General features: G+C 41.0%; 21 protein-coding genes and 4 tRNA genes. 17 read left to right on the plus strand and 8 right to left on the minus strand.

Translation table 11 applies throughout. The annotated features are described in order from the left end of the window. Positions 1 to 4 precede the first annotated feature (4 nt). From LN995_RS14350 to LN995_RS14370, 5 genes are all read right to left on the minus strand, one after another. Positions 5 to 991, minus strand: coding sequence for a glycosyltransferase family 2 protein (locus tag LN995_RS14350; RefSeq protein WP_229961777.1), 987 nt, complete (start codon positions 989 to 991; stop codon positions 5 to 7). 51 nt (positions 992 to 1,042) lie between these two features. Beyond that, positions 1,043 to 1,654: a DapH/DapD/GlmU-related protein gene (locus LN995_RS14355; RefSeq protein ID WP_229961778.1), complete on the minus strand. Its 612-nt coding sequence runs from the start codon at positions 1,652 to 1,654 to the stop codon at positions 1,043 to 1,045. An 80-nt stretch (positions 1,655 to 1,734) separates the two neighbouring features. Then, a complete protein-coding gene (locus LN995_RS14360) occupies positions 1,735 to 5,049 on the minus strand; it encodes an FG-GAP-like repeat-containing protein (RefSeq protein ID WP_229961779.1) in 3,315 nt (1,104 codons plus the stop codon). A 684-nt stretch (positions 5,050 to 5,733) separates the two neighbouring features. Continuing rightward, positions 5,734 to 6,474 carry a LytR/AlgR family response regulator transcription factor gene (locus tag LN995_RS14365; protein ID WP_229961780.1) on the minus strand — a complete coding sequence of 247 codons (741 nt, stop codon included), beginning with the start codon at positions 6,472 to 6,474 and terminating at the stop codon, positions 5,734 to 5,736. Between the two features lie 29 nt (positions 6,475 to 6,503). Then, complete coding sequence (locus tag LN995_RS14370; RefSeq protein ID WP_229961781.1) at positions 6,504 to 9,515, minus strand: ligand-binding sensor domain-containing protein; 3,012 nt, start codon at positions 9,513 to 9,515, stop codon at positions 6,504 to 6,506. A gap of 98 nt (positions 9,516 to 9,613) precedes the next feature. Here LN995_RS14370 and LN995_RS14375 point away from each other — a divergent pair, with 98 nt between their 5' ends. The 5 genes from LN995_RS14375 to nadD all read left to right on the plus strand — a co-directional run bounded on the left by LN995_RS14375 (position 9,614) and on the right by nadD (position 12,771). Further along, positions 9,614 to 10,381, plus strand: a complete 768-nt coding sequence (locus tag LN995_RS14375; protein ID WP_229961782.1) for a glycosyltransferase family 2 protein — start codon at positions 9,614 to 9,616, stop codon at positions 10,379 to 10,381. A 327-nt stretch (positions 10,382 to 10,708) separates the two neighbouring features. Continuing rightward, positions 10,709 to 11,302 carry a sigma-70 family RNA polymerase sigma factor gene (locus LN995_RS14380; RefSeq protein ID WP_229961783.1) on the plus strand — a complete coding sequence of 198 codons (594 nt, stop codon included), beginning with the start codon at positions 10,709 to 10,711 and terminating at the stop codon, positions 11,300 to 11,302. 23 nt (positions 11,303 to 11,325) lie between these two features. Further along, on the plus strand, positions 11,326 to 11,598 hold the full coding sequence (locus tag LN995_RS14385; protein ID WP_229961784.1) for an anti-sigma factor family protein: 273 nt from the start codon (positions 11,326 to 11,328) through the stop codon (positions 11,596 to 11,598). Between the two features lie 19 nt (positions 11,599 to 11,617). Continuing rightward, a complete protein-coding gene (gmk, locus tag LN995_RS14390) occupies positions 11,618 to 12,202 on the plus strand; it encodes a guanylate kinase (protein ID WP_229961785.1) in 585 nt (194 codons plus the stop codon). Further along, positions 12,199 to 12,771 (plus strand): nicotinate (nicotinamide) nucleotide adenylyltransferase, encoded by a 573-nt coding sequence (gene nadD, locus LN995_RS14395; protein ID WP_229961786.1) that lies wholly within the window; start codon positions 12,199 to 12,201, stop codon positions 12,769 to 12,771. Before gmk ends, nadD begins: the two co-directional genes overlap by 4 nt. 123 nt (positions 12,772 to 12,894) lie before the next feature. Here the strand turns inward: nadD and frr are convergent, their stop codons facing one another. From frr to LN995_RS14410, 3 genes are all read right to left on the minus strand, one after another. Continuing rightward, on the minus strand, positions 12,895 to 13,458 hold the full coding sequence (frr, locus tag LN995_RS14400; protein ID WP_229961787.1) for a ribosome recycling factor: 564 nt from the start codon (positions 13,456 to 13,458) through the stop codon (positions 12,895 to 12,897). A 103-nt stretch (positions 13,459 to 13,561) separates the two neighbouring features. Beyond that, complete coding sequence (gene pyrH / locus LN995_RS14405; protein ID WP_229961788.1) at positions 13,562 to 14,302, minus strand: UMP kinase; 741 nt, start codon at positions 14,300 to 14,302, stop codon at positions 13,562 to 13,564. A gap of 84 nt (positions 14,303 to 14,386) precedes the next feature. After that, positions 14,387 to 14,884: a biotin/lipoyl-containing protein gene (locus LN995_RS14410; RefSeq protein ID WP_229961789.1), complete on the minus strand. Its 498-nt coding sequence runs from the start codon at positions 14,882 to 14,884 to the stop codon at positions 14,387 to 14,389. Between the two features lie 85 nt (positions 14,885 to 14,969). Between LN995_RS14410 and LN995_RS14415 the strand changes: the two genes are divergently transcribed. The 12 genes from LN995_RS14415 (at position 14,970) to rplL (ending at position 22,412) form a co-directional block, all read left to right on the plus strand. Beyond that, positions 14,970 to 17,531 (plus strand): M1 family metallopeptidase, encoded by a 2,562-nt coding sequence (locus LN995_RS14415; RefSeq protein WP_229961790.1) that lies wholly within the window; start codon positions 14,970 to 14,972, stop codon positions 17,529 to 17,531. A gap of 157 nt (positions 17,532 to 17,688) precedes the next feature. Beyond that, a tRNA-Tyr gene (locus LN995_RS14420) sits at positions 17,689 to 17,771 on the plus strand. A 35-nt stretch (positions 17,772 to 17,806) separates the two neighbouring features. Further along, positions 17,807 to 17,879: transfer RNA gene (locus LN995_RS14425), tRNA-Gly, on the plus strand. Between the two features lie 118 nt (positions 17,880 to 17,997). Then, positions 17,998 to 18,069, plus strand: a tRNA-Thr gene (locus LN995_RS14430). 72 nt (positions 18,070 to 18,141) lie between these two features. Then, a complete protein-coding gene (gene tuf, locus LN995_RS14435) occupies positions 18,142 to 19,329 on the plus strand; it encodes an elongation factor Tu (RefSeq protein ID WP_229961791.1) in 1,188 nt (395 codons plus the stop codon). Between the two features lie 108 nt (positions 19,330 to 19,437). Then, positions 19,438 to 19,510: transfer RNA gene (locus LN995_RS14440), tRNA-Trp, on the plus strand. A 26-nt stretch (positions 19,511 to 19,536) separates the two neighbouring features. Beyond that, positions 19,537 to 19,728 (plus strand): preprotein translocase subunit SecE, encoded by a 192-nt coding sequence (gene secE, locus LN995_RS14445; RefSeq protein WP_229961841.1) that lies wholly within the window; start codon positions 19,537 to 19,539, stop codon positions 19,726 to 19,728. Positions 19,729 to 19,737: 9 nt separating this feature from the next. Continuing rightward, positions 19,738 to 20,295 (plus strand): transcription termination/antitermination protein NusG, encoded by a 558-nt coding sequence (nusG, locus tag LN995_RS14450; RefSeq protein WP_229961792.1) that lies wholly within the window; start codon positions 19,738 to 19,740, stop codon positions 20,293 to 20,295. Positions 20,296 to 20,307: 12 nt separating this feature from the next. Continuing rightward, positions 20,308 to 20,751 carry a 50S ribosomal protein L11 gene (rplK, locus tag LN995_RS14455; RefSeq protein ID WP_229961793.1) on the plus strand — a complete coding sequence of 148 codons (444 nt, stop codon included), beginning with the start codon at positions 20,308 to 20,310 and terminating at the stop codon, positions 20,749 to 20,751. A gap of 15 nt (positions 20,752 to 20,766) precedes the next feature. Beyond that, a complete protein-coding gene (gene rplA, locus LN995_RS14460) occupies positions 20,767 to 21,459 on the plus strand; it encodes a 50S ribosomal protein L1 (RefSeq protein ID WP_229961794.1) in 693 nt (230 codons plus the stop codon). A 4-nt stretch (positions 21,460 to 21,463) separates the two neighbouring features. Beyond that, positions 21,464 to 21,988 carry a 50S ribosomal protein L10 gene (gene rplJ / locus LN995_RS14465; protein ID WP_229961795.1) on the plus strand — a complete coding sequence of 175 codons (525 nt, stop codon included), beginning with the start codon at positions 21,464 to 21,466 and terminating at the stop codon, positions 21,986 to 21,988. A gap of 43 nt (positions 21,989 to 22,031) precedes the next feature. After that, positions 22,032 to 22,412 (plus strand): 50S ribosomal protein L7/L12, encoded by a 381-nt coding sequence (gene rplL, locus LN995_RS14470; protein WP_229961796.1) that lies wholly within the window; start codon positions 22,032 to 22,034, stop codon positions 22,410 to 22,412. Positions 22,413 to 22,574 lie beyond the last annotated feature (162 nt).

Consider the following 22,574-nt stretch of genomic DNA (forward strand, 5'->3'; position numbering starts at 1 on the left):
GTTATTATAGAATAACCTTTTCGCCTTTGATACTACCTAAAATAAAGGAGGTTACTTCTCTCACCGTTTTACGAGTCTTCAGCTCTTTCGAAACTGTTTTAAATTCCTTTTGCGATTCTTTTATTTTCTCAGCTGAGCTCAAAAACATTCTGAGAGATGAGAGATAGTACCATCTGAAAGTAACTAGTCTGATAATGGCTTCAGGAATTAGCTGTAGGTACCATAGAAGCTTTTGTACTCCCTCCAGGTGTAGTGCATGCAGGAACATTTTGTTACGGTCGTAAATAGTGCTGACATACTTCTTTTTGCTCTTTGATTTGATAGAAGTAGATACCTGGTGCTGACAGACACTGCTATAGTCGTAATAGCATTTAAAACCTAAACGCCAGGCTCTGAGTGAAAGCTCAACATCTTCTACATAAAAAGGAGAAAACAGCTCGTTGAACCCTTTCAAGTGCAAAAACTTTTCTTTGTCAATAAAAGCATTGGCTCCTGAAAGGTACATAGAATACAGGCCATCTTTCATGGCGCTTTCATCTTGAAGCAGGTAATTACTCGAAGTTTTTATTTTTGTTCCATGAAAGGAGGGAAGTTTAGCACCATCCTGTATTTTGTCATCGTTCCAACCAATAATTCTGCCCATCACACCAAAAGTGTCTGGTTTATCAAAGTACCTGAATTGGTGCGCAAAATAGCTTGGTGTCAGTTTTACATCACTATTTAACAGGAGTACCTTATCATAAGAGGCTGCTTTAATGCCATTATTAGATGTAATGGAAAACCCACTGTTTTGTCTATTGACCATTACTTTGATAGTTGGATAATTCTTCTGAAGGTACTCTACAGAGTTATCTGTGGAACAGTCATCTACTACAATAATTTCAGAAGGTTTATCTATGTTTTGCAACGCCGCCTCAACTGTCGGGAGCGTGTCTTGAAACAGGTGAACACCATTATAATTTGGTATTACAACAGAAATGCCTTTAACCATTAGTGTATTTCTTGTAAGGTGCTTTTCTTCTTTTAAGCCTGTTGGCTTTTCTTATTTTACTTTGTGCTGTTCTATTAGCTCAAGCCTTTTTACAATAGAATTCTTTTCTAATATAGTGCCGGGAGACAAAACTGCATTCGCACCTATTCTTGAATTATCGCCAACTAAAGAACCAAATTTTTCTGTTCCTGTTTCAATTATTTTTGATTCATACAAAACAGAGATTTCCTTCGAGGCTCTTTCGTTATAATGGTTAGCTGCTATAGACCCAGCTTCAAAATTTATATTCTTCCCAATAATACTATTCCCTATGTAGTTGAAATGCGCAACGGCAGTTTCTGAACAAATAACACTACTTTTAATTTCACAACCAGGGCCAATCTTTACAGCACTATCAAGATAAACACCTTCTCTGAAATATGCATGTGCTCCAACATAGCAGTTCTTACTAACTATTACCGGACGCTTCATGATGACTCCTTCCTCAACTATTGCTGTTTTATGCACAGCAATACCATCGTTGATATTATAATCCTCAGAAAGAGATGAAATCGTTTTATTCAAGATCTCTTTAAGGCTATTGGTGATGTCCCAGGGCTGTAAAGCTGTTTGGCCGGGAAAGATTTGTGAGAAGCCTTTTATAAAATTATCTATAACTATCATTTAAGTTATTCAAATCAATTTTGTTCTATGAAAGAAGTTTTTTCGATACCTGTTCATCTTACTGAAAGTTGATCTAAAATTTAAATCTTCATTATTTTCATAGTATCAATCAGCTTGCCATTGTTATAAACTTTTACAACATATATGCCTTGAGGAAGCAGTGATATATCTGTTGCCACACCGGAGTGCATGTCTTTGCTGATGACCAGCTGCCTGCCTTGTAAATCTACTACCTCGATATTAAGTAAAGAGACTCTATTACTATTCCATGTAAGAAACAATTTGTCTTTTACAGGATTAGGAAACAGTTTAATGAGTTGGCTACTGCCTGGATCAGTAATGCCTGTAACTACAGGTTCGGCGAAATTATTTTCTAAGACGGAAACATTGTTTTTAATTGTATTGGCAGCTACTAGCTCCGGCTTGCCGTCACCATTCAGATCACCAGTCGCAACATTGGTATCATAGGTGCTGGTGGTGAAATCTATGTTGCCAGCAAAGGAGATGTCCCCGCTTCCCGGAAAAGTATTTTCTAGAACAGAGACCAAGCCTGTAAGTCCTCTTCCTGTGTATAGGTCTAGTTTACCGTCGCCGTTAAGATCAGCAAGGGAAATATTCAGGGCTGTTAAACTATAATCTTGCCTTACCCCTAATGAAACAAGATCACTGTTACTGATGTTTTTAAAGAACGAAATAGTATTTGAATCACTACTACTTGAAACTATTACATCTACTTTACTGTCACCATCCAGATCGCCCGTAATCACATGCGTAGGGTGTGCTACGGTAGCGTAATCTATTCTTGGGGCGAGGGAAATATTTCCGCCTGCGCTTGTATTTCTAAATATTGAAATACTTTCATTGCTGAAATTAGAGATTATCAGATCGGGCTTACCATCTTTGTCCAAGTCAGCTGTGGTGAGGTTATCAGGATGCGTTAGTAAGGGGAAGTCCTGTTTTGGCGCCATGGAAATAGCCCCCGGTGAAACGGTGGTGTTTTTAAAGATAGAGAACATTCCTGAATTACCACTTGACACGATAATGTCAGGTTTCCCATCCTTGTTCATATCAGCTATAGCAACTCCTATGGAACCATTACCTGTATTGTAGTCAGTTTTGGATGCAAACGAAATTGTTCCGCTGGTACTTGTGTTTCTGAAGACAGAAATAGTGCTTTCGTTGCCTGAATTAATATTATTAACGACTATATCTGGCTTTCCGTCCCCGTCAAGGTCGCCAATGGCTAGCTTTCGTGGGTCTGGGCCTGTATTAAAGTCAAGTCTTGAATTGAAAGCGATTGCTCCTGAACTACTGTTATTTTTCAGCACCGAAATAGTATTCCCTACACCATTTACAGTAATTATGTCGGCTTTGCCATCATCATTTATGTCAGCTATGGAAACAGCAGTAGGGTAAGTTCCCACCCCATAATTAGCGGCCACAGAAAATGAGCTATTCGTTATAGTGGTATTGTCAGTGGAGAAGGTCTGCATGAATGGCTGTGATGAATAGGCCGTTAGGTTGTTTGTAGTAACACTGATAGGCTGGTATGTGGCTCCGGCAGGAACAATTACATCCAGTTGTGTGGCACTGGCAGAACGCACCGCTGCTTTTACTGCGCCAAAGAAAACAATATTTTCTGAAGCAATTGGGTTAAAGTTTGTGCCGCTTATAGTTACTAAAGATTCCGCAGGCCCTGAAGCAGGTGTAAAGGAGTTGATTGTTGGGACTCCAAAACTAAATCCGGCTAGAGTGGCCGTACCATTTTTACCTGTTACACTTATGCTACCACTAGCTCCTGCGCCCACAATGGCTGAGATGCTAGTGGCTGAATTAACTATAAAGGACGATGCCGCCACATCTCCAAAGTACACCTCTGTAGCGCCAGTGAAGTTCGAGCCAGTAATGGTTACTGTGGTTCCATTGGTGCCTGATGTTGGAGTAAATGAGCTGATAGAAGGTGCTACATTGGTGCCAATCTGATTTATCAGAACTGAAACGGTAGCGGCAGACGAATTGGCAGCAATTATATCAGGTCGGCTGTCGCCATTTAAATCGCCGGTACTTACATAAACAGGGACATCACCTACTCCATAATGTATAGGAGCGTCAAATGATAAGTTGCCAACTGTACTGGTGTTTCTTAAAGCTGAAACCTGATTTGACATTCTGTCTGAAGAGACGAGATCAGGTTTCCCATCGCCATTAAGATCAGCAATAGAAGCACAAACAGTATAACTACCTGTTGTAAAACTCTGCTGAGGATGAAAGGAAATGCTTCCTTCTGTGCTGATATTCTTTAACACGATCAGACTATTTGATGGAGCACTTGCAGCTATCACTTCAGGCTTACTATCTCCATCCAAATCTCCAGTTGAAATAGTGAATAAACCGGTTGCAGTTACGTAATTAACAGGGGCATCAAATAAAAAACCGTCAGTGGAAATATTCCTCATGATGTAGATTCCTGACTTGCTACCCTGGCTTGTAATGGTCAAGTCAGGCTTAGCATCACCATCCAGATCACTAATGGCTACACCATAAACATTAGAGCCTACAACGAGATCAACTTTTTCCTCAAAGGAGATACTTCCGGGCATACTTGTATTTTTATAAAGGCTAACCTTGTTTGAACCATTGTTACCTACTGCCAAGTCAGGTTTCCCATCTCCATTCAGGTCTCCTATAGCTACTGAATATGGTGCATTATCCGCTGGGAAGTCTAGTTTTGATGCAAAGGAGATAGTGCTGGTAGTACTTGTATTTCTAAAAATAGAAATAGAATGTAATCCTATATTATTTGTTAGAACAAAGTCCAGTTTGCCATCACCGTCTAAATCACCCGTGGCAGATCCTGCGTGATCACTGCCTGTTGCTTCAAAATCGAGCTTTGCTCCAAAAGAGAGATCAGTGTCTGAACTGGTATTAGGGAACACCGAAACAGTATTAGAACTCCCTCTGGACACCAAAAGGTCGCTCATTCCGTCTAGGTTAAAATCAGCAAGTGAAATACTGTGCGGATACCTCCCTGCTGTAAGGCCTATTTCAGGATGAAAGGAGGTTGTGCTGAATGGAGCATTACCATCTGCAAAGGTTACCAGAAACGGGTGGTTTGAATACCCTGTAAGGTTATTGGTAGTAACACTAATGGGTTGATAAGTTGCACCAACGGGAACAATGACTTGAAGCGTTGTCTCAGTTGCGGCTAGAATAGTTGCTCTTACTGTACCAAAATAAACAAAGTTGCTGGCTGGAATTATACTAAAGCCTGTCCCTTTTATGAGAATAGTTGTGCCAACGGGGCCTGAACCAGGGTTAAAAGACTGAATAACAGGTTTCGCAAAAACATGAATGGAAAAAAAGCAGCTAACTAAGAATAGGAGATAGTTTTTCATGAGGCTGTAAAGTTTATTTTCAGGCTGTTATATTTTTGTGATGCAATATAGTAATATAGTGTTATTATTTTGTTTTGTTGGATTAGCTAAGTTATGGTGCCATAAAAAACTGTGGGAGATAGTCATAAAAGGAGCGGCCCCTGACTTAATGGCCTACTTGTTTATGTCCGAATAATTAAGGCCTCAGGTACCGGAACTCCTGTTTAGGGGCAAGTCTTAATTAGTGCAAAGTGTTATCTAAAACTACAATAGGATTCATAGCTTTTGCACAAAAGTAACAGCGGTAAGATCAAATTAAATGAAAAAGCTACTTTGCTTAGATAGAATTCGCAGGTTTACCTTACCAAGCAGAGGAGTCGGAAAAAGGCTCTTATGGATAAAAAAAAGGAGAGAGGTTACTGTCAGTAGGGGACAGCAAAAATAAAATAGCCTAGCCTTTTAAGAAAGCTCAGGAAAGAGCTATGCTAGTTCTACTATAAAAGAAGCAGACACATTATGCCTGTGAAGCCGGATTTGCATCGGGCTTAAGCTTCAATAGGAGACTGGTAGATAGAAAAGCCTTTTAATAAATTTGTTCTTAAAAAGCCAGGCTGTTTAAGTTTATAACTAGCTGCTGTACTTATAAGTTTAAATAGACTGCCAAGGAGGCATTATTATCTATTCTTACGTGCAGTAGCTATACTTTTAAATAATGTTAAAGCGTGACATTAATGTCTTCTTATAAGACTTTCCTATCGGAACATCACCTTTAGAGAACACGACAGAGTTCTCTTCCAGCGCTTCAATTTTATCAAGGTTAGCAATATAAGAGCGGTGAACACGCACGAAATTCTGGGTAGGAAGTTTCTGTTCCATATCCTTTAGCGTTGAGCTTACCAGGTATTTCTGTTCTGCTGTAACAATAAAAGAATAATTATCATAAGCCTCAACCCAGAGAATCTCATTATACTGCACCTTTATAATACGATGCTTAACTTTTACGAAAATATAATCAGCGGCTATTTCAGGCTCTTTAGGGCTCTGTGGTACGCCGTCAGTTTCTTTCTCTTCTTTATTATCGTGTTTATAAAGGGCAATTTCAATGGCAGATCGAAGGCTCTTTTCATCAAAAGGCTTTACCAGAAAACCATCAGGCTCTGTTTTTTTTGCTCTGTCAACTGTTGCGCTGTCAGCATAAGCTGTCAGGTAGATAAAAGGTATATTAAATTCCTGTCGGATGCGTGAGCCAATCTCTACTCCATCAGCACCTCCCCCAAGGTTGATGTCGAGTATAACCAGATTAGGGTGCTCCTCTCGAATCTTATTGATTGTATCTTCCCCAGAATCAATAGCACAGGTTTCGTAACCTAATTCTTCCAGACTGGCAGCAAGATCCTCAGCAATTATAACTTCATCTTCAGATATAAGGATTTTGGGTTTTGTCATATTGTTTGGTTCATACGTGAAATTAAGCATTATGATGGCAAAACAAAATGCAATGTTGATTTTGTGCCATAATGATTGTTGAAAGCAATACGCCCACTTAGCTTCTTACTAAGTGAAGTGACGAGTTTCAAACCGAATGATTGGCTATTCTCCAGATTAATTCCTTCAGGTATGCCTTTTCCGTTGTCGCTAACAGTTAAAGAATAGGTATTGTAACCTTGTTCTTCCAGCATAATGCGCAGTATTCCATTCTGTTTCGTTTGAAACGCATACTTTAACGTATTAGACACAAGTTCGTTTACAATTAAGCCTAAAGTTATAGCCGAATCTATGTCAACTTTTATGGTTGGTACTTCTAATTCCAGTTTTATGTTTTCTTCTGTTACACCGTATGCAGCATACAGGCCCTCACAAATAACTCTGAAGTAATCTTCCAGGTCTATATGTGCAAGATCATCATGTTGGTACAGGCGCTCGTGCAGCACAGCCATGGAGCGAACCCGGCTACGGACGGAGCGCATTACTTCCAAGGCCTCCTGGTCGTGCACGTGGCGAGCTTGCAGGTTAAGCATACTTATTACAATCTGCAAGTTGTTCTTTACCCGGTGGTGAATCTCCTGCAACAGCATTTCTTTTTCACGATTCTTCCGCTCCAGCAAACGGGTACGGTGTTGTACTCTCATTTCTAAAAGCGAATTTAGTTTTACCAGGCTTCTCTCCCGCAAACGTACCACACTTATAACAGAGCCGCCTACAATTAAAAGCAGCACTCCTATAAACCACTCCCTTCGCCAAATAGGTGGTACAATAGAGAAAGTATAGGTGAGCGGTTTGGGAGTCCAGTAACCATCATTGTTCTGTGCCAATAACTCAAACGTATAAATACCTGGAGATAGTCTGGCATAAGTAGCTAAAGTTTTGTCGGTAGCATGCGACCATTGTTCGTCGTATCCTTTTAACCTGTATTTATACCTTACCCTTTCCGGGTCAGACAGATTGATGCCAAAAAAATCGAAGGTAACATGGTTTTGGCTATGGGTAAGTTTCAGATCTCTGGGTAAGCCAGTTTCTTTGTTCACGTTATAACCTAGGCTTTGCCAGTTTGTAGGCTTTAGAAAAAGCAGGATGTTATTAAGCATCAATTGTGGATAAACTTTATTGCGCCTATCCAGCTTCGGGATATACTTTGTTAAGCCCTTCGCAGTGCCGAACCACACATAACCATCTGGTGTTTGCGTAATAGTGTTAGAAGACACTTCCATGCCACTAAACCCATTCTGGCTGGTGTAAACCTGAGAGTTGATACCCCCTGTCTTTAAAAGATACTCCAGTTCAACTTTTATAACGTTTCTTGTGGTTCCCACCCACAGGTTATTGGTTTTATCTACAAACAGGCTTTTAATATCTTCGTTAGGTAAACCATTAGCGGCAGTAAACAGTTTAGGCCGTTGCCATGCTTTATTTAAAACAACAAGGCCATAGTTGAAGCCTCCAAAGTACATTACCCCTTTCTCATCTTCAGCAATAGAAGTTACTTCATCAATATTAAAATGCTGTAACTCTAGTACTGGTTCAAGCTTACTGTTATTCACCTGATACACTCCATTCTCTAAACCAAACCACAACTTATTATGGCTGTCGTTAAAAATACAGTATACACGTTTAGGGGAAGAATCCTCTGTTACAGCCATATTCGTAAACTTTCCTTTAGAGAAACGTGAGGCCCCATTGGCTGTGGCAAACCACACATTGCCTGCAGAGTCAGGCGAGCACTGATACACTTCATTTGAAGCCAGGCCACTCTGCTGATTGTAATGCCTGACAGAGTCCGGTGATATATACCAAACGCCCCGGTTGGTACACACCCACATAACCTTCTCGCTTTTTACCCACATATCGTTTAAGGTTGTGCCTTCAGGCCAGGGCCTTTTCTGCATCCATTGTAACTGCCCATCTACTAAGTGAGCGGCATGGCCATCATCAGTACCTAGCCAAACCTTTCCGTTATTGCCCTGAGCTAGGGCTGATACACGTGGCTCGCTAACTGTTCCGAAGTCAAAATAATGAACAAACCATGGTGCCTTGTACTGTTGTAAGCCGTAGCCGTCAGTACCAATCCAGATGTTACCTTCTTTGTCTGTGGTAAGTGTGGAAATACGATTGGTGCGTAAACCGTTTAACCTTGTAAGCAGTGTAAACTCTTTCCCATTATACTGCAGCAGGCCATGCTGGTACAGAGCTATCCAGGTGTTGCCATAGTTATCGTGTGTAAAGTTGGTAACCCGGGGTGAGAAATGGGTATAAGGTAATTTAAACTCTGTTAACTGCTGTTGCTTTACTGTCGCTACTCCATCGGTCGTGCCTATCCACAGCGTACCTTTAGCATCATGTGAAATGGTTAGTATTTCATCTATAGGTAAGTCGCTGTTACGGGTAGTAATATTAACAACTTTATCATCTTCTATTTTATAGAGGCCATTTTCCTTGCTGCCTACCCATAGCTGACCAGTAGGTGAGAAGGCAAGAGTTGTGTAATTATGCTCAGGTAATGCGTTGTATTTGACAAATTGCCCTTTAGAAGAGGAATAATAAACTCCCCGGGCTGTTGTTACCCACAGGTGGCCCTTCTCGTCTTCAACTATATCTGAGACTCCGCCTCTGGGCAAGCCATTTTTTGTATTGAAGATTTTAAACTCATCGTTGTCATACTCTATAAGGCCTCTGTCTGATGTGCCTATCCAGATATGGCGTCGGCTATCTTGGTAAAGACAGGCTATGTTATTGCTGCTGAGGCCCTGCTGTTTCGTGTAGGTTTGAAAAGTACTGCCATTAAAGCGGCTTAACCCTCCTCGTGTTGCCAGCCATAATTGTCGTTTGTTGTCTTGTAAGATGTCATTTATCTGAGACTGAGGTAAACCTTGCTCCAGTGTCCAGCTACGGAAGTTGTATTGTTGAGCAGATACGGGAGCAGGAGACAACCAACAGTATAGCCAGAAAATTAAACCAGGGCATATAAGGGTTTTAAAAAAAGAGTGCTGCATTGTTAGGCCAGTTAGCTAAATTGAGGCTTGAGACTTAAAGCTATAAAAATACTACATTTGTATGATAAAGCATTTTGCCTTATCGGAGCAGTTCACGTATGGAAGTTAAACTATCAGTTGCAATCATCACCTATAACGAAGAGAGTAACATTGAACGTTGTCTTAAATCAATAGAAAACATTGCTGACGACATAGTTGTTGTCGATTCATTTTCTACTGACAGAACCAAAGATATCTGCCTGGCCTATGGAACAAGATTTATGGAAAATCCATTCCAAGGATGGATACAGCAGAAAAGTTTTGCGTTGAGCCAGACAAAATACGAGCATGTAATGTGGCTTGATGCCGATGAGGCTCTGACAGATGAACTAAAAGAATCTGTTCTGGCAGTAAAAAAGAACTGGGCAGCTGATGCTTATGTGGTGAACCGTCTTACTAATTATGCCGGTAAATGGATACATCATTCTGGGTGGTACCCTGATAAAAAAGTAAGGTTATTTGATAAAACAAAAGCTGGGTGGGGTGGGCAAAATCCCCACGATAGAGTTGTTCCTGTGCCGGAAGCTAAAATTAAGAGACTATCAGGTGATGTGTTGCATTATTTCAGTTATAATGTAAAGGAGCACTTAGACCAAATAAACAGGTATACTGACGTTTTTCAGAATGAAAGCGTACAGAAAGGAAAAAAGATCTCAATATTTGCTCTTTTAGTAAAGCCTCCGTTCAGGTTCTTCAAGACATATTTTATAAAGCTGGGCTTTTTAGACGGGTTTGAAGGTTTTTTTATAGCAGTACTGTCTTCTTATTCTGTTTTTATCAAATATGCGAAGCCTTATATGTACTATAGGCGAAATCGCTCCAAATAACCAAAGAATTTATTTCTGATATTTTTATTTTAATCTTACCCATCATTCGCTTTTCTTTCTATAGATAAGTGATATAATAGTAACATATTAAGAATTAATTTGTTAAATTAGGTTAGCTGTAGTTTAAGCAGCATCTGCTGTGATGGAAAGGCATATCTATATTTACTTAAATAAGTATAAGTATGTAAGAAATAGAACTTTTAAGAACATATGACTCCGGTACTGCATATTGCAACCCTTATGCAGTTAGTAAGGTATGTAAGTAAAATTTCTATATTTGCGTAAATACGCAATTGAGAGCTTCATTAAAGTACTAAATCCAGTTAGATGAGCGAGCAAACAGGTAAACAATTGAGTAAAGAGGAAAAGGACGCACGGTTCGAAGCAGAACTTTTGCCTGTGCTGGACCCTCTGTACAACTTTGCCTATAGGCTCACCTTAGACGAAGACGACGCGAATGACCTGGTGCAGGAAACGTATCTGAAGGCTTACCGCTTTTTTGACTACTTCGAGCAAGGAACTAATGCGAAAGCATGGCTGTTCCGAATCCTGAAGAACTCGTTCATTAATGAGTTTCGAAAAAAGAGCAAGCAGCCTGCTAAGGTAGACTACAGCGAAGTAGAGGGGTATTATAACTCCGAAGATGTGGAGGGAGAGAGTGGCGTTGCTACAACTACCGACATGCGCACTGAAAGTGTGCAGGATCTGATCGGTGATGAGGTAGCCAGTGCATTGAACGCACTCCCTGTTGATTTCAGGACGGTAATTATTCTTTGTGACCTGGAAGGGTTCACATATGAGGAAATGGCCAAAATTCTGGATATCCCCATTGGTACCGTACGTTCCAGGTTGCACCGCGCCCGAAACTCTTTGAAAGAGAAGTTGGAGAAATACGCTAAAAACATGGGTTATAATAGTTAGGAATTTTAAGAGTTTTAGTTAAGATGGAAGCAAAATTTACAGAAGCATATCAGAAAGTGGCCGAAGAGGGGAAAGAAACCGACTGTGAAAAGGTGGCCAAACTTTTAAATTCAATGGTAGATGACGAGGCCTCTGCCGAAGAGCAAACATTTTTTAACAGCCACATTGAAGAGTGTGTAAGTTGTTTTGAAAGCCATCAGAAACAAAAGCTTCTGAAAGGATTGGTAAGTGGGCATCTCAAGCGCGTTATAGTACCGGAAAGTCTGGTACTAGCTATCAAAGCAAGAATCCAATAACTACACTGCGTAACCTCTGATGCAAGGTAAAATCATCATCTTTTCGGCCCCTTCAGGTGCCGGTAAAACCACTATTGTTAAGCACCTGTTGCAGGTGAATCCTAAGCTAAGCTTCTCTATATCGGCATGTACGCGAGATAAACGTGGCCGGACAGAAGAAAATGGTAAAGATTATTACTTTATCACGCCAGAGGATTTTAAAGAAAAAATTGAGAATGATGAATTTGTAGAGTGGGAGGAGGTCTATGAGGGCGCCTTTTACGGTACACTGAAATCAGAAATACAGCGTATCTGGGATAGCGGCAAACATGTTATCCTGGATGTGGATGTTAAAGGAGGATTAAGTATAAAGCATTTTTACAAAGAACGAGCTCTGGCTGTGTTTGTAAAGCCTCCTTCTGTAGATGAGCTGGCTAAACGCTTAACAGCCCGTAATACCGATTCATCATCCAGCATATCCAGCCGAGTGTTTAAAGCCAAGTTTGAACTTAGCTTCGAAGACCAGTTTGATAAAGTAATTGTAAATGATAACCTGCAAGAAGCTTTCGCTAAAGCAGAACAGCTGGTAAACGAATTCATCAGCAAAGAAACAGCCACAGTATGAAAGTAGGGCTGCTGTTCGGCTCTTTTAATCCGATACACGTTGGGCACCTGATTCTGGCAAACTACATGGCTACTAACACCGATTTAGACACGGTGTGGCTGGTTGTGTCGCCACAGAATCCTTTTAAGCCCAGTAGTACGTTGCTGCACGAGTTTGACAGGTTGCATATGGTTTCTTTGGCGATAGCTGACAATCGCAGCCTTGGTGTATCGAACATTGAGTTTAGTATGCCTAAGCCCAGCTATACCATCGATACCCTTACTTATCTGCAGGAAAAGTATCCGAGTTACGAGTTTGTGTTATTAATGGGAGAAGATAACCTGCCTCTGTTTCCGAAGTGGAAGAACCATGAGCAGATACTGGAATACCATAGAGTGTATGTCTATCCCCGTTCGGGCTCTGTTACAACAGAAATTCCAGAAATGCCTAATATCACTTTTATAAAAGCACCTATACTCGATATTTCTGCCACTTTTATTAGGAAGTGTATCAAAGAAGAGAAATCGATCAAATACTTAGTGCCGGATGAGGTAGCAGAGTATATTCAGGTGCATAAGCTGTATCAATAGCCTTTTACTGACTTAAACGCTGATTTTTCCTGGTCTATAAAACAGAAGAGCCCTGTGCTATAGCACAGGGCTCTTCTGTTTTATAGACCAGGAAAAATCTTTTATCTTCTACAAAGAAAGGAATTAAACAGTCATAATTTCTGCTTCTTTTTTAGAAAGCAGTTCATCAACTTTTACAATGTACGAGTCAGTCAGCTTTTGAACTTTGGCTTCTGCGTCGCGAACGGCGTCTTCAGCAGTGCCCTCTTTCTGTAGCTTTTTCAATGAGTCGTTTACATCTTTACGGATGTTGCGGATGCTGATCTTACCATTTTCCGTTTCGTTTTTCACTTGCTTTACAAGATCACGACGACGCTCTTCTGTTAATGGAGGAATGTTTAGTCGGATAGCATCAGCCTCTTGCTGTGGGTTAAGGTTCAGGTCGCTGTTTTTGATGGCTTTATTAATTTCGCCAAGCATGTTTTTTTCCCAAGGCTTGATTAGTAAAGTACGTGCGTCTGGCACAGCAACGTTGGCAACCTGGGAAATAGGAGTAGGAGTGCCATAGTAATCTACACGTAAATCTTCTACCATAGCTGGAGAAGCCTTGCCGGCACGAATTTTTGTTAATTCGCTATTGGTATGCTGTACAGCCTTTTGCATCGACTCCTCGGCTTCGCTGAGGTAAAACTGAATTTCTTCCGTCATATCAATTGTAACTAATAAGGTTCAGTAAATTATACTTGCAATTTTTGCAAAAGTACTAATTTTTATCAGAACTATTTTGAGCTTCTGTTCTCCTGGAGGCTATTTATAGACTCTTTTTAAGTGTCTCGGTAATTTCTTCCATGCTTACAAGTGTGCCGATTTGCTCGCCCTGCACCAGCTTTCTTAGGTTGCCCTTGGTGTTCATGTCAAACACAATTATTGGCAGGCCATTTTCTTTACAAAGCGTAAAGGCTGTCATATCCATTACGTTCAGGTTCTTCTCAAACACATCTTTGAAAGAAATATTAGAATAAAATATAGCATTAGGGTCTTTTTCCGGGTCAGCTGAATAAATACCATCAACGCGGGTCCCTTTTAACACAACATCAGCCTCAATTTCTATGGCACGCAACGATGCCGCAGAGTCTGTTGTAAAGTAAGGGTTACCAGTGCCAGCTCCAAAAATAACCACACGACCTTTCTCTAAATGGCGAACTGCGCGGCGGCGAATATAAGGTTCACACACCTGCTGAATATTTATACCGGAAAGAAGGCGGGTATAAACACCACTTTTCTCTAAAGCACTTTGTAAGGCCATGCTGTTTATAACAGTCGCCAGCATACCCATATAATCACCCTGCACACGATCTAGGCCTACCTGCTCTGCCTGCACTCCTCTAAAAATGTTACCTCCGCCAATAACCACTGCTACTTCTATGCCAAGCCCGGCTACTTCTTTAATCTCTTGTGCATATTGCAAAAGTCTGTTTGAGTCTATGCCATATTGCTGTTCACCCATCAGCGCTTCGCCGCTTAACTTGAGTAATATTCTTTTATATTTCACAATATATACTTTAAAGGTTTATGGTTACGGTTAGTCTTGTTACAGCTAGGCGTTGATGTAGCCCGATCAGCAACATTAAATAGTTTAAAATTGTATTAGCACCTGGTTCTTTTCTACGTTCTGCCTTACCTGCACTTTTACCTCCTTTACTACGCCATCACCCGGAGACTTAATTATGTTCTCCATCTTCATTGCTTCCAGAATCATGATAGCGTCGCCTGTTTTTACCTCCTGGCCAGGTTGCACTTTTATTTCTAGTATAAGGCCGGGCATTGGGGCCTTTACGTCATTTACTTTTTGTGTGTTGGCATCGCTCATGCCTAATTTGTCCAGTAGCAGGTCGAAGCGGTCTTTGGCACTTACCGTTACAGGCACTCCGTTAATTCTGAAGGTGAAAGCCTTAGCTTGATAATCAGCCTGTAGCAGTTCAGCGGTATATGATTTGATGTCTTTTATAATATGAAAAGTGCCAGGGCCGATAGGAGAAATATCCCAGTCGAAAGGGGTACCATTGAGAAATATAGCTTCTTTCTGAATATCAACCTGCCATGTTTTTTCGTTAGCGGTTTTAATCTGGAGCATCTTATCAAAGGTGGTTTCGACTTTAAAGATAATGGATTTCTCAGAGTAAATTTAGAACTTGACCACAAAATTAAAACAAACTAACATGAATCATAGGTTTCTAAGTGTAGTAGGCTTAGCGGTTACAATGGCTTTTACGGCTGGTTGCAGCGCCAACAAGCCAGTGGCAGATGTAGAACAGGAAATAAGTGCAGTTGCAAAGGTAGCGCCAGATACAACGGAAGCAGTAGCTGACTCAATACCCGTTTGGGCACCTAAAAAGGATAGCTTTAATCCTTCCCGTACCAAACAGCACGACCTGCTTCACACGAAGCTTCGTGTTAGTTTCGATTGGGAGAAGCAATATTTGAACGGTATTGCTGAACTTACTCTAAAGCCGTACTTCTATCCGCAGAATAGTCTGGTGTTAGATGCCAAAGGCATGGATATTCACAGCGTAAACCTGATGAACGACTATGATGCCACACCGCTGGAGTACAGCTACGACAGCCTGCAACTTATCATCAACTTAGGTAAGACCTATACCAGAGATCAGGAATATGTAATAGAGGTTGAATACACAGCCAAACCAAACGAACTTCCATCAGGGGGCAGCGATGCTATCACTGAAGACAAGGGCTTGTATTTTATCAATCCTTTAGGTGATGACCCTGGCAAACCGCGCCAGATCTGGACTCAGGGAGAAACAGAAGCTAATTCTGCCTGGTTTCCTACTATTGATACACCCAATGAGCGCATGACGCAGGAGGTGTGTATTACAGTTGATCCAAAATTTACCACCCTTTCCAACGGCTCCTTTGTTTACTCCCGCCAAAACGCCGATGGCACTAAAACCGATTACTGGAAACAGGAGCTACCCCATGCGCCTTACCTTACGATGATGGCAATCGGAGATTTTGCTGTTGTAAATGATAAGTGGCGTGATAAAGAGGTGAATTACTATGTAGACCCAGCTTACAAAGGCACTGCGAAGAAGATTTTTGGAAACACACCGGAAATGATGGAATTCTTCTCACAAAAATTAGGTGTGCCTTATCCATGGGCAAAGTACTCACAGGTAGTAGTGCATGATTTTGTGTCAGGGGCAATGGAAAATACATCAGCTTCTACCTTTATGGAAGATGTACAGCTAAATGAGCGCGAGCTGCTGGATAAGAGTTGGGATGGTATTATTGCGCATGAGTTGTTTCATCAGTGGTTTGGAGACTATGTTACAACCGAATCTTGGGCGAATCTGCCATTGAACGAAAGCTTTGCAAATTACTCAGAATACCTATGGGCAGAGCATAAATTCGGTGCCGAAGAGGCTACCTATCTGCAACTGGACGAAAAGGAGCAGTATCTGCAGGAGGCAGAAACTAAGAGAGAACCTCTGATTCGTTATTATTATAAAGACCGGGAAGACATGTTTGACAGCCATTCTTATGCCAAGGGAGGCAGGGTGCTGCACATGTTGCGCAAGTATGTCGGCGACGATGCCTGGTGGGCTTCTCTTAACCGTTACCTGACGCAAAACAAATTCTCTCCTGTAGAGATTGCTGAATTACGCATGGCATTTGAGGACGTTACAGGGGAAGACTTAATGTGGTTCTTTGACCAGTGGTTTATGAAGCCAGGTCATCCGGAGCTGTTGGTAGAGGATAGTTATCAGAATGGACAACTAAGTCTGCATGTCGTGCAGCAGCAAGATACAGCTTACGTGCCAGTATATCGTTTACCGTTGAAAGTGGCGGTTTGGGTAAACGGAAAACGAACAGAGTACCCGATTGTGATCAACAAGGCAGACCAAACATTTACTTTTCCGGTAACTACAGCACCGCAACTAGTGCTGTTCGATGCAGAGCAGCAACTATTAGGTGTCGTAGAGCATGATAAAACCGATGAAGAGTTAGTTTATCAGTTCAGGAATGTAGATCAGTTGGCGCCAAAGCTGGAAGCCTTGACAACCTTAGACGAAAAGCTTGCCAACCCAGAAGTGATGAGCATAATGCAACAAGCCTTGAGAGATAACTTCTGGTATGTAAGAAGCACTGCCATTAATGTGCTTAGCAGCTTAGAAAAAGAAAAAGCTGCTGTAGTGGAAGAGCAAATCAGGCAGATAGCGCAAAATGATAAAAAAGGTTCTGTGAGAGCAGATGCTATACTTGCTTTGGCAGGATGGTATGGTAACAAGTACAGCAACTTGTATGAAAAAGTGATGAACGATAGCTCTTACCAGGTAGCCGCTGCAGGTATTCTGGCCTATTCCAGTACAGGTGCTACGGATGTAGGAGCTAAACTGGCTCAATTTGATGATACAGGAAATGAAGACATTGCTTTAGCACTATCAAGTTATTATGCATTACAGGGAGGAGTGGAGAAGCAGGATTGGTTTATGGAAAAAATAAAACAAAGTAAGGGGAGCAATTTATACTACCTGTTGCAGAGCTATGGAGCTTACCTGGCAAGCTACAGCGAAACAAATACGCCAGAAGCCATTGCGCTGCTGTCAGATATTGCGCAAAATAATAATCTCTATTATGTAAGGCTTGCTGCATTTCAGGCATTAATGGTAATGTCGGAGAGGCCTGAAGTAAAAGAAATTTTAGAGAAAGTTAAAAATAATGAAAAAGATAAACGCCTGATAGAGATGTATGAACAGCTTTAGAAATGAAAAAAGATGAATTTTTTTAACTTTTTTTTACGTGAATGTTTGACTCTAATAAAAAAGCGCTTAATTTTGCATCACCTTAAACAAACAGCGCGGTTAAAGCCTGGTAGTTAAAGGGAAAGAGTTCTGTTGATTATGTATTGGATTAACGTTTGGGGAGATTCCAGAGCGGCCAAATGGGACGGACTGTAACTCCGTTGTCTTACGACTTCGAAGGTTCGAATCCTTCTCTCCCCACTTTTTTTAATTCAAAAATTAATCGGGAATTCTAGGCGGGAGTAGCTCAGTTGGTAGAGCGATAGCCTTCCAAGCTATAGGCCGCGAGTTCGACCCTCGTCTCCCGCTCTCTATTTTTTTAGAGGCGAATCGCTAAAAAAACTTATGGGTAACTAAGTTGGAAAGGAACTTCATGAGAATGGATTTCCTTTTCTCTGTAAAAGCGGTTTGTAATATTTTTTCTAGTGCCGGTGTAGCTCAGGGGTAGAGTACTTCCTTGGTAAGGAAGGGGTCACGGGTTCAAATCCCGTCATTGGCTCAGAGTTCGTTACGTGTATTTATAATGCGCAACTTAAACTTAAACGTTTTAACCTTAATTTAATATCATACAATGGCTAAAGAAACATTTGACCGTTCCAAACCGCACGTAAATATCGGTACTATTGGTCACGTTGACCATGGTAAAACGACTCTTACTGCGGCTATTACCACAGTGTTGGCTAATAAAGGTCTTGCTACATTACGCGATTTCTCTTCAATTGATAACGCTCCGGAAGAAAAAGAAAGAGGTATTACAATCAATACTTCTCACGTAGAATATGCAACAGCTAACCGTCACTATGCACACGTTGACTGCCCTGGTCACGCTGACTATGTGAAAAACATGGTTACTGGTGCTGCCCAGATGGACGGTGCTATCCTTGTTGTTGCTGCTACTGACGGTCCAATGCCACAAACTCGTGAGCACATCCTTCTTGCTCGTCAGGTAGGTGTTCCTCAGCTTGTTGTATTCATGAACAAAGTAGACATGGTAGATGACCCAGAGCTTCTTGAGCTTGTGGAGATGGAAATCCGTGAATTGCTTTCTTTCTATGAATTCGACGGAGATAACATTCCAGTTATTCAAGGTTCTGCTCTTGGTGGTCTTAATGGCGATGCTAAGTGGGTTGCTACTATTGAAGAATTGATGGATGCAGTTGATAACTGGATTCCGCTTCCTGAGCGTCTGGTTGACCTTCCATTCTTAATGCCAGTTGAAGACGTGTTCTCTATCACTGGTCGTGGTACTGTTGCTACTGGCCGTATTGAACGTGGTGTAATCAACACTGGTGATCCTGTGGATATCCTGGGTATGGGTGCTGAGAACATGAAGTCTACTGTTACTGGTGTGGAAATGTTCCGTAAGATCCTTGACAGAGGTGAAGCTGGTGATAACGTAGGTCTATTGCTTCGTGGTGTTGAGAAAACTGATATCCGTCGTGGTATGGTTATCTGTAAGCCAGGTTCTGTTAAGCCTCACCAAGAGTTCAAAGCTGAGGTTTATGTTCTTTCTAAAGAAGAAGGTGGACGTCACACTCCATTCTTTAACAGATACCGTCCACAGTTCTACTTAAGAACTACAGACGTAACTGGTGAAATTCTTCTTCCTGAAGGCGTTGAAATGGTTATGCCAGGTGATAACATCACAATCACTGTGAAGTTGATCAACAAAGTAGCCATGGAGAAAGGTCTGCGTTTCGCTATCCGTGAGGGTGGTAGAACAGTAGGTGCCGGTCAGGTAACTGAAATTCTTGACTAAATAATGTAACAAACCCGTTTCTGATAAGTTTTTTTAGAAACGGGTTTGTTTTCATTAAAATTTTATATAAATTTGCACTCCATTAGAAAAAATGGCGTGCATTTTTTTACGGGTGTAGCTCAATTGGTAGAGTAGTGGTCTCCAAAACCATTGGCTGGGAGTTCGAGTCTCTCCACCCGTGCAATTAAACTTACTGTAAGCGAAGTAATGAGCAAGATTACAAACTATATTAACGAGACGGTAGAGGAGATGAGGCATAAAGTCTCATGGCCAACATATTCTGAATTACAAAGTAGTTCTGTTTTAGTGCTGGTTGGTTCGCTGATTTTTGCACTCGTTGTTGGTGCGATGGATTTTGTTTTTGATTCTACGCTTACATGGTTTTACAACCAGTTTTAAAAAGAGTCTATGGCTGATTTAAAGTGGTATGTAGTTCGTGCGGTAAGTGGGCAAGAGAAAAAAGCGAAAGCTTATCTTGAGAACGAGATTGTAAGACAGCATCTGGAAGAGTATGTTCCGCAAGTTCTTATACCTGCTGAAAAGGTATACGAAATGCGCAACGGAAAGAAAAGGATCCGAGAACGTAATTTCTTTCCGGGATATGTATTGGTTAATGCTGATTTGTCTCATGGCGAGGCTGAGCATATAATCATAAGCACTCCTGGAGTTATTGGTTTCTTAGGCTCAAATGAAGGTGCTGCTGATAAAAAACCGGTTCCTCTTCGTCAGTCTGAAGTGAACAGAATACTTGGTACAGTTGATGAAGCTGAGGAACAAACTGAAGTGCTGGACACTCCATACATTGTTGGAGAAACAATCAAAGTGATGGATGGTCCATTTAGTGGTTTCTCAGGAACAGTAGAAGAGGTGTTTGAAGAGCGCAAGAAGCTTAACGTTATGGTGAAAATCTTTGGTAGAAACACACCGGTTGAGCTGAACTATATGCAAGTAGAGAAAGAATCGTAGTAAATTTATATAATGGCAAAGGAAATAAAAGGTTATCTGAAACTTCAGGTAAAGGGAGGTGCTGCGAACCCATCGCCACCGATTGGACCTGCACTTGGCTCTAAAGGGCTTAATATCATGGAGTTCTGTAAGCAGTTTAATGCTAGAACTCAGGATAAGCCTGGTCAGGTGTTACCAGTATTGGTTACAATCTATGCGGACAAGTCCTTCGACTTTGTAATTAAAACTCCGCCTGCTCCAATATTGCTAATGGATGCTGCTAAGATTAAGGTAGGTTCTAAAGAGCCAAATCGTAACAAAGTAGGTTCAGTTACATGGGATCAGGTTAAGGAAATCGCAGAAACTAAAATGCCTGACTTAAATGCTTTCAAGTTAGAAGCTGCTATGAAAATGGTAGCTGGTACAGCTAGAAGTATGGGTATTACAGTGTCTGGAGATGCTCCGTGGAACGAATAATTAAAGTTTAAGGAAATGGCAAAGATTTCAAAAAAGAGGAAAGCTGCTTTAGAAAAAGCTGACCTTACAAAAGAATATTCTTTAGCAGATGCCGCTTCGGTTGTAAAGGAAATCACCTTCACTAAATTTGATGCCTCTGTTGATATTGACGTACGTTTAGGAGTCGACCCTCGTAAAGCTGACCAAATGGTTCGGGGTATTGTTACCCTTCCACATGGTACAGGTAAAGCAGTGAGAGTTCTTGCCCTTGTTACTCCTGATAAAGAGCAGGAAGCAAAAGATGCAGGTGCTGACTTCGTAGGCCTTGATGATTACATTCAGAAAATTGAAAAAGGCTGGACTGATGTAGATGTTATCATCACTATGCCTGCTGTTATGGCTAAAGTTGGCCGTTTAGGTAGGATATTAGGTCCTCGTAACCTGATGCCAAATCCTAAGTCAGGTACAGTTACACAAGATGTAGCAAAAGCAGTAAAAGAAGTAAAAGCCGGTAAAATTGACTTTAAAGTTGATAAATTCGGTATTATTCACACAAGCGTTGGAAAAGCTTCTTTTTCAGCTGAGCAATTAGCTGCAAACGCAAATGAGGTTATTCAGACACTAAATAGATTGAAACCTTCATCTGCAAAGGGTACTTACATCAGAAGTATAACATTGTCTAGCACAATGAGCCCGGCCGTAATCGTTGACAAGAATTCAGCAATCTAAGAAAATGACCAGGGAAGAAAAAGAGATAATTGTAAAGGACCTGAGCGAAAAGTTAGCGAATACTAACTACTTCTATATCACAGATGCCTCTACTATGTCAGTAGCTAGCATCAACCAGTTCAGGAGAATGGCCTTCGACCGAGGTCTTGAGTACAAAGTATTCAAAAATACATTAATCAAAAAGGCATTAGATACTTTAGACGCGGATACTTCTGCGCTAGAGGATGTGCTGAAAGGTTCTTCTGGTATCGTGTTTTCTGCTGAGGCAGGTAACGCACCAGCTAAGTTAATCAAAGACTTCAGAAAAAAAGGTAACACGCTTCCACTTTTAAAGGGTGCCTTTATTGATGCAGGTGTTTATATTGGCGATAACCAATTGGATACACTGACTAGCATCAAGTCCAAAGATGAACTTATCGGAGATATCATTGGTTTACTTCAGTCTCCAGCTAAGAACGTTGTTTCTGCTCTTCAGAGCAGCGGCGGTAAGCTTGCAGGTATCTTGAAAACATTGTCTGAAAAAGAATAATTTTAAAAACGTAATCAATAAGTAACTTTTAATTTCAATAAAAATGGCAGATTTGAAAGCATTCGCTGAGCAGTTAGTTAATTTAACAGTAAAAGAAGTTAATGAACTAGCTACTATTCTTAAGGATGAGTACGGTATCGAGCCAGCTGCTGCAGCTCCAGTTATGGTTGCTGGTGGCGCAGGTGCTGAAGGAGGAGCTGCTGCAGAAGAAAAAACTTCTTTTGACGTAATCCTTAAGTCAGCAGGTGCCTCTAAACTAGCAGTTGTTAAACTAGTTAAAGAACTTACTGGTCTTGGCTTGAAAGAAGCTAAAGAACTAGTTGATGGTGCTCCTAAGCCTCTAAAAGAAGGTGTAGCTAAAGACGAAGCAGATTCACTGAAAAAATCTTTGGAAGAAGCTGGTGCTGAAGTGGAGGTTAAATAATCTCACTTTATCAACATACCGAGAACAGGTAGACCTGGCATTATCGTCAGGTCTTTTCCTGTTTGTATATAGATTCAAATAAAAATTGGATCTTTTTTTTGCCCACAGCTGTTTTGGACTCTGTGTGCTTATAAAATGATTATTAACGTAAAATTCCAAGGC

The organism is Pontibacter silvestris (assembly GCF_020907275.1).
GTDB lineage: Bacteria > Bacteroidota > Bacteroidia > Cytophagales > Hymenobacteraceae > Pontibacter > Pontibacter silvestris.

Coding starts and splice junctions, on each gene's coding strand:
- LN995_RS14375 (WP_229961782.1), top strand. CDS start 9,614: ATGGAAGTTAAACTATCAGTTGCAATCATCACCTATAACGAAGAGAGT.
- rplK (WP_229961793.1), top strand. CDS start 20,308: ATGGCAAAGGAAATAAAAGGTTATCTGAAACTTCAGGTAAAGGGAGGT.
- LN995_RS14360 (WP_229961779.1), bottom strand. CDS start 5,049: ATGAAAAACTATCTCCTATTCTTAGTTAGCTGCTTTTTTTCCATTCAT.
- gmk (WP_229961785.1), top strand. CDS start 11,618: ATGCAAGGTAAAATCATCATCTTTTCGGCCCCTTCAGGTGCCGGTAAA.
- LN995_RS14365 (WP_229961780.1), bottom strand. CDS start 6,474: ATGACAAAACCCAAAATCCTTATATCTGAAGATGAAGTTATAATTGCT.
- nadD (WP_229961786.1), top strand. CDS start 12,199: ATGAAAGTAGGGCTGCTGTTCGGCTCTTTTAATCCGATACACGTTGGG.
- LN995_RS14380 (WP_229961783.1), top strand. CDS start 10,709: ATGAGCGAGCAAACAGGTAAACAATTGAGTAAAGAGGAAAAGGACGCA.
- nusG (WP_229961792.1), top strand. CDS start 19,738: ATGGCTGATTTAAAGTGGTATGTAGTTCGTGCGGTAAGTGGGCAAGAG.
- LN995_RS14415 (WP_229961790.1), top strand. CDS start 14,970: ATGAATCATAGGTTTCTAAGTGTAGTAGGCTTAGCGGTTACAATGGCT.
- frr (WP_229961787.1), bottom strand. CDS start 13,458: ATGACGGAAGAAATTCAGTTTTACCTCAGCGAAGCCGAGGAGTCGATG.
- rplA (WP_229961794.1), top strand. CDS start 20,767: ATGGCAAAGATTTCAAAAAAGAGGAAAGCTGCTTTAGAAAAAGCTGAC.
- LN995_RS14355 (WP_229961778.1), bottom strand. CDS start 1,654: ATGATAGTTATAGATAATTTTATAAAAGGCTTCTCACAAATCTTTCCC.
- rplJ (WP_229961795.1), top strand. CDS start 21,464: ATGACCAGGGAAGAAAAAGAGATAATTGTAAAGGACCTGAGCGAAAAG.
- LN995_RS14410 (WP_229961789.1), bottom strand. CDS start 14,884: ATGCTCCAGATTAAAACCGCTAACGAAAAAACATGGCAGGTTGATATT.
- LN995_RS14370 (WP_229961781.1), bottom strand. CDS start 9,515: ATGCAGCACTCTTTTTTTAAAACCCTTATATGCCCTGGTTTAATTTTC.
- LN995_RS14385 (WP_229961784.1), top strand. CDS start 11,326: ATGGAAGCAAAATTTACAGAAGCATATCAGAAAGTGGCCGAAGAGGGG.
- secE (WP_229961841.1), top strand. CDS start 19,537: ATGAGCAAGATTACAAACTATATTAACGAGACGGTAGAGGAGATGAGG.
- LN995_RS14350 (WP_229961777.1), bottom strand. CDS start 991: ATGGTTAAAGGCATTTCTGTTGTAATACCAAATTATAATGGTGTTCAC.
- tuf (WP_229961791.1), top strand. CDS start 18,142: ATGGCTAAAGAAACATTTGACCGTTCCAAACCGCACGTAAATATCGGT.
- rplL (WP_229961796.1), top strand. CDS start 22,032: ATGGCAGATTTGAAAGCATTCGCTGAGCAGTTAGTTAATTTAACAGTA.